We start from the raw sequence: 11,875 nt of genomic DNA on the forward strand, positions 1-11,875 counted from the left end.
TGCCAGATCAGTTCCTGCACCTGCTGCGGGAAGATGTCGCCGCGGTTGTAGTCGCCCATGGCCACGGCCTGCGCGGTGCGCATGTCGCCGCCGGGGGCGCGGCCGACGCCCAGGTCGATCCGGTTGGGGAACAGCGCCTCCAGCAGACGGAACTGCTCGGCCAGCTTGAACGGGCTGTAGTAGGGCAGCATCACGCCGCCGGAGCCCACGCGCAGATGCCGCGTCGCGCTGGCCACGCGGGCGATCATGACCTCGGGCGCCGGGTTGCTGACGCCGCGCAGGCCGTGGTGCTCCGCGCACCAGTAGCGCGTGTAGCCGAGCGAATCGGCGAGTTGCGCAAGGTCGACCGTGGCGGCGATGGCGTCGCGCGCGCTATGGCCATAGATGACGGGGCTCTGGTCGAGGATGGATAGGCGCATCGGTGTGCGTGCGCTCATGGCCGTGCCCCGTGCACGCGGTCGGCGATGGCGGCGACGATCTGCCGCGCCAGTGTCAGCTTGTCGGCGCGCGGCAGGCGCGTGATGCCGGCGGCTTCGAACAGCGCGACCTCGTTGTCATCGCGGCCGAAGGTCTGGTGGCCGAGGTTGCCGACCAGCAGTGGAATGCCCTTCTTCTGGCGCTTGGCTTCACCAAACTCCTCCAGGCGCTCCGTTTCGGCCGCAAAGCCGACGCAGAACGGTGCGTTGGCGCGGTGTGCGACGGCGGCGAGGATGTCGGGGTTCTGCGTGAACGTGAGCGCCGGCACGTCGGTGTCGTTCTGCTTCTTCAGCTTGTGGTCGGCGGCCTGGGCGACCCGCCAGTCGGCCACGGCGGCCACGGCGATGAAGATGTCGCTCTTGCTGGTGTCCAGCTCGCGCATGACCGCGTCGTGCATCTGCTGGGCGGTCTGCACGTCGATGCGCAGCACGCCGGCGGGCGTGTCCTGGTGGCATGGCCCGGCGACCAGCGTGACCTCCGCGCCGGCCTGCGCTGCGGCACGCGCCAGCGCGAAGCCCATCTTGCCGCTCGACAGATTCGTGATGCCGCGCACCGGGTCGATCGGCTCGAAGGTCGGGCCGGCGGTCAGCAGCACGCGATGGCCGCGCAGCAGCTTGGGCTGGAAGAAGCCGATGAGCTGCTCGACGATGTCCTCCGGCTCCAGCATGCGGCCGTCACCGACTTCGCCGCAGGCCTGGTCGCCGGCGTCGGGGCCGAGCAGGGTGACGTCATCGGCGCGCAGTTGGGCGGCGTTGCGCTGCGTGGCGGGCGCGGCCCACATCTGCCGGTTCATGGCGGGCGCCACCAGCAGCGGGCAGTCGCGCGCGATGCACAGCGTGGAGAGCAGGTCGTCGGCCATGCCGTGCGCGAGCTTGGCGAGGAAGTCCGTCGACGCCGGGGCGACCACAATGGCATCCGCCTCGCGCGACAGGTCGATGTGCGCCATGTTGTTGCCGACGCGGTCATCCCACTGCGACGTGAAGACCGGGCGGCCCGACAGCGCCTGCATCGTTACCGGCGTGATGAAGTGCGTGGCGGCCTCGGTCATCACCACTTGCACAGTGGCGCCGGCCTTGGTCAAGAGCCGCACAAGCTCGGCCGACTTGTAGCAAGCGATGCCGCCGGTCAGGCCGAGGACGAAATGTTTGCCTTGCAGTTCCATGGTTGCCTGCTTTGTGAATCCGATTGACGCAAGATGCGTGGGCAGGATACAACCCGGGGCCAAGTGCGCCGAGTGGGCCTGCCGATCAGTGTGGCGATGATACCGGCTTGGGCCCTGGCACGTCCGGCGCCCGAATTTTTCCTCAAATGCTTATTCCCGATATGGTTTTCCGTCGTTCCGCAGTCCGTGATGTATTGGCCGTGATCGGCGCGCTGGCCCTGGTTGCGCTGGTGGTGGGCACGGTGCTCGTGCGCGAGTCCAAGTGGTGGCTGCGGGAGGAATCCATGCCCGCTCAGGCCGATTACATCGTCGTACTGGGTGGGGAATCGGGCCAGCGCGTGATCGGCGCGGCCGAGCTGTATCACGCGGGCGTGGCGCCGCGCGTGTTCGTGAGCGGGGAGGGCGATTGCCTGCTGATCGTGCGTCGCCTGGTGATGACCGGTGTGCCGGCTGACCGCATCGACCACGAATGCGAATCCGGCAGCACCATGGAGAACGCTCAGATGACGCGCCAGGCGCTGGCCGAGCGGCACGTGCACAGCGCCGTGCTGGTCACGAGCTGGTACCACACCGGCCGCGCGCTGAAGGTGTTCCGCCAGGTCTGGCCCGAGGTGACGTGGGGTGCGCGTGGCGTGTTCCCCGGCGACACGCTCACCAAGTCGTTCCCGATCTACGAGGCCGGAACGATCCTGGCGGAGTACATCAAGCGCGCGTGGTACGCCGTGCGTTATTGAGCCGGCATGGGCCGCGCATCGGCGGCCAGGTCGGCGAGCGTCGGCACGAAGCGGATCGTGTTGCGCTGGTTCGATTCGCGCACCCAGTCGCGCAGCGCGCTGCTGGCGTCCAGGTGGGTGGAGATGTCGCCCACCACCGCGAGCTTCAGCCGGTAGTTGGCGATCTTCTGGGCGATGCCGCCGGCCAGGCCGGAGCGCAGCGCGAAGAACGCCGCATCCAGCCGGCTGACGGGCACCGCCACCATCGACGCGCCATGGCCGAGCGCCTCACCGATCAGGTGGTCCAGCGCATCCTGCTCGCTGGTAATGCGCGGGCCGTCCTCGCTGAGGCACAGCACCGCTTCGCCATTCCACTGCTGCAGATCGGCCATGGCGGGGTCAGCGGCGCACGCGTCGCAGTTCGTCGATGACCAGCAGCACCGCGCCGATGCAGATGCCGCAGTCGGCCACGTTGAAGGCGGGCCAGTGGTAGGTGTGCAGGTAGAAGTCCAGGAAGTCCACCACGTGGCCGTAGATGACGCGGTCGATCACGTTGCCCAGCGCGCCGCCCAGGATCAGCGCCAGTGCAAAGCAGAACAGCTTCTGCCCGCTGTGCCGCTTGAGCAGCCACACGATGAACAGCGCCGCCGCCACGCCCAGCGCGGTGAAGAACCACCGCTGCCAGCCGCCCGCCGCCGCCAGGAACGAGAACGCCGCGCCCCGGTTGTAGGCCAGCACGAGGTTGAAGAACCCGGTGATCGGGCGCGACTCGCCGTAGGCGAAGGTCTTGAGGATGGCGACCTTGGTCAGCTGGTCCAGCAGGATCCAGATGACGGCCAGGCCCAGCCACGGGCCCAGGCCGTGACTGCCACCACTGCTGCTAAGGCTTTTGACACGTGCGCCCTTGCTCTTGCCGTTGTTGCCGCTGTTACGAGTCGCCATTACGCAGCGCTCCGTTGTTCACCGGCGCCGAACAGGTTGTCGGTGCAGCGATTGCACAGGGTCGGGTGAGCCGCGTCGTGGCCGACGTCAGCGCGGTAGTGCCAGCAGCGCTCGCACTTGGCGTGGGTGGACGGCGCCACGTCGATCAGCAGATCGCCACCTTCCGGCGCACGCTCCAGCTTGGCCGCCGACGTGATCAGCACGAAGCGCAGATCGTCGCCGAGGCTGGCCAGGGCGTCGTACACCGTGTCGCCCGCCGAGACGGTCACTTCTGCCTGCAGTGACGAACCGATCTTGCCGTCAATGCGCAGCGCTTCCAATTGCTTGGTCACTTCGCCGCGCACGTTGCGGATGGCGGCCCACTTCTCCAGCAGTGCGCTGGCGCCCTGCGGTTGCGGGGCGTCGTAGTAGGTGCTGGTGAAGATGGTGTCGGTGTGCTCCGTGCCGTGGGCGAACACCTGCCACGCCTCTTCGGCCGTGAACGACAGGAACGGCGCCATCCAGTGCAGCATCGCCTGGGTGATGTGGTACAGCGCGTTCTGTGCCGAGCGGCGTGCCACCGAATCGGGCGCCGTGGTGTACAGGCGGTCCTTCAGTACGTCGAGGTAGAAGCCGCCCAGGTCTTCCGAGCAGAACGTCTGCAGCTTGGCGACCACCGGGTGGAACTCGTACACGTCGTAGTGCGACAGCACTTCCTTCTGCAGCGCGTCCGTCATCGCCACGGCGTAGCGGTCGATCTCGAGCCATTGCTCGGACGGCAGCGCGTGCTTGGCGTGGTCGTAGTCGGTCAGGTTGGCGAGCAGGAAGCGCAGCGTGTTGCGGATGCGGCGGTAGCTTTCCACCACGCGCTTCAAGATCTCGTCCGAGATGGCGAGCTCGCCCGAGTAGTCGGTCGAGGCCACCCACAGGCGGATGATCTCGGCGCCCATCTTGTTGGCGATTTCCTGCGGCGCGATCGTGTTGCCGATCGACTTGGACATCTTGCGGCCTTCGCCGTCCACCGTGAAGCCGTGCGTGAGCAGGCCCTTGTACGGCGGCTTGCCGTACAGCATCGAGGCGGTCAGCAGCGACGAGTGGAACCAGCCGCGGTGCTGGTCCGAGCCTTCCAGGTAGAGGTCGGCCAGGCGCCCATCGGGCAGGTCGGCCGAGGCGTCGTATAGATCAGCCGCATGCGAGCCGCGGATGACGTGCCAGTGCGTGGTGCCCGAGTCGAACCACACGTCGAGCGTGTCGCGGTTCTTCTCGTACGTGTCGGCCTCATCGCCAAGCAGCTCGCGTGGGTCGAGCGTCTGCCAGGCTTCGACGCCGGTCTTTTCGATGCGCTGGGCGACCTGCTCCAGCAGTTCGGGCGTGCGCGGGTGCAGTGCGCCGGTTTCCTTGTGCACGAAGAAGGCCATCGGCACGCCCCATTGACGCTGGCGCGAGAGCGTCCAGTCCGGGCGGTTGGCGATCATATTGTGCAGGCGCTGCTTGCCCCACGCCGGGTAGAACGCGGTGGCATCGATGCCGGCCAGAGCGGTCTCGCGCAGGGTGGCGTTGCCGTCGTTGGGCTGCACGTCCATCCCCGCGAACCACTGCGAGGTGGCGCGGTAGATGATCGGCGTCTTGTGGCGCCAGCAGTGCATGTAGCTGTGCGCGTACTTGTGCGCGTCGAACAGGTTGCCGGATGCTTGAAGCACCTCAACGATCTTCGGGTTGGCATCCCAGATCAACTGGCCGCCGAACAGCGGCAGCGTCGACGCATACACGCCGTTGCCCATCACCGGATTGATGATCTCGGCGTCGGGCATGCCGTGCGCCTTGCACGACTGGAAGTCTTCCACGCCATAGGCGGGCGCGGAGTGGACGATGCCGGTGCCGGTGTCGGTGGTCACGTAGTCGCCCAGATAGACCGGCGCGGTGCGGTCATAACCGGCGTCCATCTTGGCCAGCGGATGGTGGAAGCGCACGCCCGAGAGCGCCGCGCCTTCGCACGTGGCCAGCACGGTGCCTTCGAGTTTCCAGCTCTGCAGGCAGGCCTCGACGCGCTCCTTGGCAACGATCAGCAGACCGCGCGGCGTGTCGACCAGCGCGTATTCGATTTCCGGGTGCAGGTTCAGCGCCTGGTTGGAGGGGATCGTCCACGGCGTGGTGGTCCAGATCACGATCCAGCCCGGCTTGGCCTTGAGCACGTCGGCGCCGACGTGGAAGGCGCTCGCCAGCGCGTCGATGTCGGCAAACGGGAAGCCGACGTCGATCGACAGGTCGGTGCGGTCGGCGTATTCGACCTCGGCCTCGGCCAGCGCCGAGCCGCAGTCGAAGCACCAGTTGACCGGCTTCAGGCCACGGAAGACGTAGCCCTTCTCCAGGATCTTGCCCAGTGCACGGACTTCATCCGCCTCGTTGCGGAAGTTCATGGTCAGGTACGGGTCGGCCCAATCACCGAGCACGCCCAGGCGCTCGAAGTCCACCTTCTGGCGGGCGATCTGGCCGGTGGCGTAGGCGCGCGCCTTCTCCTGCACTTCCTGAACCGGCAGGCCCTTGCCGAACTGCTTCTCGATCTGGATCTCGATCGGCATGCCGTGGCAGTCCCAGCCGGGCACGTAGACGGCGTCCAGGCCGGTCAGGCCGCGCGACTTGACCACCATGTCCTTGAGGATCTTGTTGACCGCGTGGCCGATGTGCAGGTCGCCGTTGGCGTACGGCGGGCCGTCGTGCAGGATGAACTTCTTCGCGCCTTGACGGGCAGCACGGATCTTCTTGTAGAGCTGCTGGTCCTGCCAAAGCTTTACCCATTGCGGCTCGCGCTTGGGCAGGTCGCCGCGCATGGGGAAGGGCGTGTCCAGCAGGTTGACCGGGTACTTGCTCTTTTCCGGCTTGGCGTTCTTGGAATCGGACATGGTGTGATGTGGGGCAGATGCGGGCAAATCAGGTCGGTGCAGGCGGCCCCGCAGGGCGGGGCGCGTGCGCGGTGTGCGGCTTGGTGTTACGTGCTGGCGGCGAGCCGGCTAGTGCTCTGGCCGCCTACTGAATTCGGTCGGTGGCGGAGGTGGCGAAGTCGCGCCGCAGCGCGGGCGATTCACCGGCCGCGGGAATCGGCAAACCGAAGAAGTGGCGCGCGTCCACGCAATCCTGCGCGATGGCATCCTTCAACGCATCGAGCGAATCGAAGCGAGCCTCGTCGCGCAGCTTCTTCATGAATTCGACGCGCACCAGCTTGCCGTACGCGTTGGCGTGGTAATCGAAGAGGTGCGCTTCCAGCAGCACGCGGCCGGAGTCATCCACCGTCGGGCGCACGCCGATGCTGGCCACGCCCGGCAGCGGCCTATCGTTCTCCTTGGCCAACCCATGCACCTGCACGACGAAGATGCCCGACACCGCCGGCTTGCGATGCGAGATGCGCAAATTGAGCGTCGGGAAGCCCAGCGAGCGGCCGAGCTTCTGCCCGTGCACCACGTGCCCGCTGATGGCATAGCCGTGGCCGAGCAGGCGACGCGCGTGTTCCAGGTCACCACCGGCCAGCGCCTCACGCACGGCCGAGCTGGAGATGCGGATGCCGCTCTCCGACACCGAGCCCATCTGCTCGACCTCGAAGCCGAACTGGGCGCCGGCGGCCTGCAGGTAGGTGAAATCGCCCGCGCGCTTGGCGCCGAAGCGGAAGTCGTCGCCCACCAGCAGCCAGCGCGTATGCAGGCCGTTGACCAGCACGTTGCGCACGAATTCTTCCGGCGTCTGGCCGGCGAAATGCGCGTTGAAGTGCTCCACGACCACGCGGTCGACGCCCTGGCGGCGCAGGCTTTCCAGCTTGTCGCGCAACAGCGCAATGCGGGCGGGCGCGCGGTCCGGCATGAAGAATTCGCGCGGATGCGGCTCGAAGGTCATCACCGTGAGCGGCAACCCGCGTGCATCGGCCGCCGCGCGTGCGCGGGCCAACAGGGACTGGTGGCCGCGGTGCACGCCGTCGAAGTTGCCGATGGTCAGCGCGCAGGGCGCGCGGCTCTCGGCGTTGGGCAGGCCGCGAAAGACTTTCACGTGGAGCGTCGAGGGTCGAAAAAAGCGAGGGTTTTGCCGCCGGAGGGACGTGAGACGGCCCAAAACCGGCAAAACGCACATTATATAAGGGATTGTCCCATCTCCCACGCGCGTCCGCATCGGGTGTGGGCGTTGCGCAATCGTCCGAACGTTCTGTCCGCACGGGTCGCGCTTGCGGCACAATCCGTTATTCCAGTTTTCTCCCCCACACGCCATTGAACGCCTCGCTGCGCCTTTTTTTTGCCAAGTTCGGGCTGGCCAGCCGCAACTCGCTTGAGCCGGATGCCCGCGCCAAGCTGCTTGCCGCCGTCCATCGCGGTGCGCCCATGGGGATCGCGGCTTCGGTGGTGCTGCCAGCGCTGACGGTCGCGGCGTTCTGGGACACCGTCAGCCGGCCGGCCTTGATGGCCTGGTGCCTGATCATGCTGTGCCTGACGGCGTCGGGCCTGCGCTTCTACTTCGGCTATCGCTACGACCTCACGCGCCTGACGCTGGCTGCGCACACCCGCAAATGGTGGACGGGCATGCGCATCATGTCGGCGGTGGGCGGCGTGGCGTGGGGCTGCTCGGCGGGGCTGTACATGGTGTCGCCGTCGCTCGAGTTCAGCAGCCTGCTCATGATCGTGGTGATGGGCGTGGCGGCGGGCGCGGTGCTGTCGCAGGCGCCGGTGCCGTCCAACCTGCTGATCCAGGGCACGGGCATGGCCTTGCCGCATTTTATCCTGGCGGAGCAGGCGTTTCCGGGGCATGGCGGTTTCGTGCGTGCGGTGCTGCTGTTTTTCGCGGCCTTCCTGGCGCGTCAGGCGGCCAACATCCACAACACGCTGGTGCGTGAAATCCAGCTCGAGAACGAGAGCCGCCAGCTCGCGCGCCGCTACCAGGACGAGAAGCAGCGCGCGCTGTCGGCATCGGAAGAGAAGTCGCGCTTCCTGGCCGCCGCCAGCCACGACCTGCGCCAGCCGGTGCACGCAATCGTGCTGCTGGTGGAGGCGCTGCGGGCGCGCAACCAGTCCGAATCGCTGGCGCCGCTGGTGGAGCAGCTTGCCTCGGGCGCGGCCACCATCGACCTGCTGTTCCGCTCGCTGCTGGATCTGTCCAAGCTGGAGAGCCGCAAGACCTCGCCGACGCTGGAGCCGGTGGACCTGGGCGAGGTCATCACCGAGGTGGTCCAGCAGTTCATGCCAGACGCCCGCGCCAAGGGGCTGACGCTCACGCAGCGCATTCCGCCGCTGCCGGTGTTCGGCATGGCCGAGCCGGTGCTGCTGCGCCGGGCGCTGTTCAACCTGCTGCAGAACGCGCTGCGCTATACCGAGCGCGGCGGCGTGATGGTGACGCTGCGGGTGCGCCAGAAGTACCTGCGCATCGAGGTGTGGGATACCGGCATCGGTATCGCGGCGGAGCATCAGAAAGACATTTTCTCGACGTACTACCAGGTCGAGAATCCGGAGCGCGACCCAAGCCAGGGCCTGGGCCTGGGCCTGTCGATCTACAAGGAATGTGTGCGCCTGCTGCGCGGCACCTTTGGCGTGCGCTCGGTGCCGGGGCGCGGCTCGATGTTCTGGATGGCGCTGCGCCCGGTGCCGGCCGAGATCAAGGCGCCGCTGGCCACGCAACCGCGTGCCGAGCAGAAGCGCGCGGTGCTGGACCAGCCGCGTTTCTCGGGCGTGGTGCTGGTGGTGGACGACGACCCGCAGATCCGCAAAGCCTGGCACGCGCTGCTGGAAGCGTGGGGGGTGGACGTGCACAGCGCCGCCGACGGCCCCTCGGCCGATCAGCTGCTCGCACGCGGCCTGCGCCCGCAGATCATCTTTTGCGACCTGCGCCTGCCCGGCAAGGAAGACGGATTGCAGTTGCTCGAGCGCTGGCAGGTCAGCCACCCCGACGCCCACGCCGTGCTGCTGACCGGCGATCGCAACTCCGCCGCCCTGGCGCGCGCCGAGGAGGCCGGCTACCTGCTGCTGGCCAAGCCGATGGATCCGAACATGCTGCGCGTGCTGCTCAAGCGCTGGCTGCGCGGCCGCGCAGCCGAGCCGCAGGTCGCATCGTATTGACGGTGAGGATGGCCGGCGCCGCTGGATGCGGCGCCGTGCAGATCAAGCCGTGCCGGTCAGGCGGAAGCGTTCCATGCGCGAGATGATCTGGATGCGCGTGCGCACGCCCAGCCGCTGCAGGATCGCCGAGACGTGTTCCTTGACGGTGTTTTCCGTCAGGCCCAGTTGGCGCGCGATGGATTTGTTCGGCAGCCCTTCGAGCAGCAGCGCCAGTACCGAGCCCTGACGCGGCGTCAGGCCCAGCTCGGCCGGCGTGATGGGGATCCCGTGCGAGGCGTTGCCCTTGCCGTTCAGCCCGCCCAGATCGTCTTCCGACGGGAACGACGCGTCGCCGCCGAAGATGCCCGCCACCGCCTTGGAAAACGCATGCGCATCGGCGTGCTTGCCGATGAAGCCGATGGCGCCCAGGGCCTGCGCCTTGGCGACGATCTCGGGCGTGTTCTCGGCCGACATGAAGGCAAAGCGCGCCTCGGGCAGCTTGCCGCGCAGCTCGCGCATGGCATCGAAGCCGGTGCAGTCGGACAGCCAGACATCGAGTAGGACGACGTCCGGGCGGACGCCGTCGTCGACCAGCGCCAGCGCCTGGCGGCGGCCAATGGCCGCGTGCACCTGGACTTCAGGCAGGGCTTGCGCAAGAAACGTGGTCGTGCCAGACAAGGCGAGAGGGTGGTCGTCGACCACCAGCAGGCTACGCAGCGAGCTCGTCATTCAATTCCCCGGTGAGGGCCGTGCCCTCTTGTTGTTGTACGCGTGCCGACCCGGCGCGGGCGGTAGCCGTTGGGCTGGGTTTGTCACCCTATGCCGATCGGCCATTCACGGTGTGTGTCCGCACGTTGTTGCAGCGCGGGATCGGCAAAGGCGGTGTGCGCATCGGCCGAATCCATCGCTGCCCACCCGACCCCCGGGCGCGCGGACATTTATGGTGTTGAGATTATCAGACCCCGGCACGCCCCGCCAACGTTCGCACGCCCGTTTTTGCCGATGCAACGTGGTTTTTGCGAATGCGCGTCGGCTAAATACCACGCCGCCGCGCAGGCGCCCAGCATGCCGGCGCACGGGCATCACACCCCATTTATCGGAAGTTCACGCGCGCACTTGATAAAATGCCGCGATGAAAAATATCGTCATTCTCATTTCCGGACGCGGCTCGAATATGGAAGCCATTGTCCGTGCATGCCAGGCCGAGGGCTGGCCGGGGCGCATTGCTGCCGTGATTTCCAACCGCCCGGACGCCGCCGGCCTCAAGTTTGCGGCTTCGCACGGCATTGCCACCGCGGTGGTCGACCACAAGGGCTTCGCCGACCGCGACAGCTTTGACGCCGCCCTGGCCCAGGCCATCGACGGTTTCTCGCCCGACCTGGTCGTGCTGGCCGGCTTCATGCGCATCCTCACGCCCGGTTTCGTGAACCACTACGCTGGGCGCATGCTGAACATCCATCCGTCGCTGTTGCCGTGCTTCCCTGGTTTGCATACGCATGAGCAGGCGCTGGCCATGGGCGTGAAGGTGCATGGTGCAACCGTCCATTTCGTGACCGCCGAGCTGGACCACGGCCCGATCGTGCTGCAGGCCGCCATCGAGGTGCGCGCTGGCGATACGCCCGACACGCTCGCCGCGCGGCTGCTGACGCAGGAGCATGTGATCTATCCGCGCGCCGTGCGCTGGTTCGCCGAGGGCCGCTTGAGCCTGGAGAAGGGCGTGGTGCGGGTCTCGCCGGATGCCTCGCAGCTTGTAATCGGCATTGATGCCCAGGAGGCAGCATGAGTCAGGATCGTCAGCGCCCGCGCAATGGCGGGGCCAGCAACAAACGCTCGGGTTCGGGTGGTGGTGGGTGGTACCGCGCGCCGCAGGGCAAGCCCTCGCAAGGCGCCCCGCGCCCTCGCACCGGCGTGCACGGCAGCCATCTGGAGCACCTGGACAAGGTGCTCGCGCGCCTGCTGCACTTTGCCGCGCCGGCCGACATGGTCGTCAGCCAGTACTTCCGTGAGCACCACGAACTGGGCCACCGCGAGCGCGGCATCATCGCCGAGGCGGCGTTTGCCGTGCTGCGCCGCAAGGTGGAGTTTGGGCAGTTTGCCGAGAGCGGCTCCGGCCCGGCGCGCCGCCGCTTGGTGCTGCTGGGCCTGCTGCAGACAGCCGGTCGCGCGGCCATCGCCCCGTTCCTGAACCCGGCCGAGGCCGAGTGGCTGGACCGCTGGGAGAACCGCGACCGCGCCGCCCTGGCGCCGCGCGTGCGTGCCAACCTGCCGGACTGGCTGTTCGACGCGCTGGTTGCGCAGCATGGCGCGGACTTTACCGAGGCGCTGGCGCAGGCGTGGCTGGCCCCGGCGCCGCTGGACCTGCGCGTCAACACGCTCAAGGGCGAGCGCGATGCCGTGCTTGCCACGCTCGCTGAAGCCGGCATCGAAGGCGCGGCGGCACCGCTGTCGCCTGTGGGTATCCGCCTGGCAGGCAAGCCGGCACTGAACAAGCTCGATATCTTCACCAACGGCACGGTCGAGGTGCAGGACGAGGGCAGCCA

10 protein-coding genes and 1 pseudogene are annotated in these 11,875 nt (G+C 67.6%); 4 read left to right on the forward strand and 7 right to left on the reverse strand.

Annotation, left to right across the window (positions count from 1 at the left end; translation table 11 throughout):
* Together QZ609_RS18980 and coaBC are read right to left on the reverse strand one after the other, a co-directional pair.
* A partial coding sequence (locus tag QZ609_RS18980; RefSeq protein ID WP_295498035.1) for an MsnO8 family LLM class oxidoreductase occupies positions 1 to 437 on the reverse strand: 437 nt, incomplete at its 3' end.
* Complete coding sequence (gene coaBC, locus QZ609_RS18985; protein WP_295498037.1) at positions 434 to 1,639, reverse strand: bifunctional phosphopantothenoylcysteine decarboxylase/phosphopantothenate--cysteine ligase CoaBC; 1,206 nt, start codon at positions 1,637 to 1,639, stop codon at positions 434 to 436. The genes coaBC and QZ609_RS18980, both read right to left, overlap by 4 nt.
* 161 nt (positions 1,640 to 1,800) lie before the next feature.
* Between coaBC and QZ609_RS18990 the strand changes: the two genes are divergently transcribed.
* Positions 1,801 to 2,373: a YdcF family protein gene (locus tag QZ609_RS18990; protein ID WP_295498039.1), complete on the forward strand. Its 573-nt coding sequence runs from the start codon at positions 1,801 to 1,803 to the stop codon at positions 2,371 to 2,373.
* Here the strand turns inward: QZ609_RS18990 and QZ609_RS18995 are convergent.
* The 4 genes from QZ609_RS18995 to QZ609_RS19010 all read right to left on the reverse strand — a co-directional run bounded on the left by QZ609_RS18995 (position 2,367) and on the right by QZ609_RS19010 (position 7,305).
* The gene (locus tag QZ609_RS18995; RefSeq protein WP_295498041.1) at positions 2,367 to 2,744 is read right to left on the reverse strand and encodes a DUF4180 domain-containing protein; all 378 of its coding nucleotides are present in this window, start codon (positions 2,742 to 2,744) and stop codon (positions 2,367 to 2,369) included. The genes QZ609_RS18990 and QZ609_RS18995 overlap by 7 nt on opposite strands.
* A 7-nt stretch (positions 2,745 to 2,751) precedes the next feature.
* Entirely contained in the window at positions 2,752 to 3,294 is a 543-nt protein-coding gene (lspA, locus tag QZ609_RS19000) for a signal peptidase II (RefSeq protein WP_295498043.1), read from the reverse strand.
* Entirely contained in the window at positions 3,294 to 6,173 is a 2,880-nt protein-coding gene (ileS, locus tag QZ609_RS19005; RefSeq protein ID WP_295498045.1) for an isoleucine--tRNA ligase, read from the reverse strand. The genes lspA and ileS overlap by 1 nt, the downstream gene beginning before the upstream one ends.
* A 124-nt stretch (positions 6,174 to 6,297) precedes the next feature.
* Positions 6,298 to 7,305 (reverse strand): bifunctional riboflavin kinase/FAD synthetase, encoded by a 1,008-nt coding sequence (locus tag QZ609_RS19010; RefSeq protein WP_295498047.1) that lies wholly within the window; start codon positions 7,303 to 7,305, stop codon positions 6,298 to 6,300.
* Positions 7,306 to 7,520: 215 nt separating this feature from the next.
* Here QZ609_RS19010 and QZ609_RS19015 point away from each other — a divergent pair, with 215 nt between their 5' ends.
* Positions 7,521 to 9,356, forward strand: coding sequence for a hybrid sensor histidine kinase/response regulator (locus tag QZ609_RS19015; protein WP_295498049.1), 1,836 nt, complete (start codon positions 7,521 to 7,523; stop codon positions 9,354 to 9,356).
* A 42-nt stretch (positions 9,357 to 9,398) separates the two neighbouring features.
* On the opposite strand, the gene QZ609_RS19020 is transcribed toward QZ609_RS19015, so the two are convergent.
* The gene (locus QZ609_RS19020) at positions 9,399 to 10,064 is read right to left on the reverse strand and encodes a response regulator transcription factor (protein WP_295498051.1); all 666 of its coding nucleotides are present in this window, start codon (positions 10,062 to 10,064) and stop codon (positions 9,399 to 9,401) included.
* Positions 10,065 to 10,467: 403 nt separating this feature from the next.
* Here QZ609_RS19020 and purN point away from each other — a divergent pair, with 403 nt between their 5' ends.
* On the forward strand, positions 10,468 to 11,118 hold the full coding sequence (gene purN / locus QZ609_RS19025; RefSeq protein ID WP_295498053.1) for a phosphoribosylglycinamide formyltransferase: 651 nt from the start codon (positions 10,468 to 10,470) through the stop codon (positions 11,116 to 11,118).
* Positions 11,115 to 11,875: pseudogene (locus QZ609_RS19030) on the forward strand (SAM-dependent methyltransferase); the annotation flags it as partial. The gene purN and the pseudogene QZ609_RS19030, both read left to right, overlap by 4 nt.

It is taken from the genome of uncultured Ralstonia sp., assembly GCA_913056305.1.
Lineage (GTDB): Bacteria > Pseudomonadota > Gammaproteobacteria > Burkholderiales > Burkholderiaceae > Ralstonia.